Annotated in this window: 1 protein-coding gene; it reads right to left on the bottom strand. The window is 71.3% G+C overall.

Translation table 11 applies throughout. From position 1 onward, the window contains the following. The coding region (locus QWY29_RS20130; protein ID WP_300963010.1) for an SDR family NAD(P)-dependent oxidoreductase at nucleotides 1-289 on the bottom strand (289 nt) is incomplete at both ends.

Here is a 289-nt window from a genome sequence, read left to right as displayed (position 1 = left end):
AGCCGGGGGAGGCGTACCAGGCGATCGTCTCGGCGACGTCGACCGGGAGGCCGCCCTGGGCCATCGCGTTGAGCCGCTGGCCGACCTCGCGGGTCGCGAACGGCACGGCGGCGGTCATCTGGGTGACGATGAAGCCGGGTGCCACGGCGTTGACGGTGATCCCGTCGCTCAGCTCGTCCTTGAGGGAGTCGACCAGGCCGATGACGCCGGCCTTGGAGGTGGCGTAGTTGGTCTGGCCCACGTTGCCGGCGATGCCGGCGATGGAGGCGACGCCGATGATCGAGCCGCC

The sequence above is a fragment of the Nocardioides abyssi genome (assembly GCF_030412915.1).
Lineage (GTDB): Bacteria > Actinomycetota > Actinomycetes > Propionibacteriales > Nocardioidaceae > Nocardioides > Nocardioides abyssi.
Note: the sequence above shows the minus strand (reverse complement) of the source record. Positions and strands in the feature narration are given on the sequence as shown.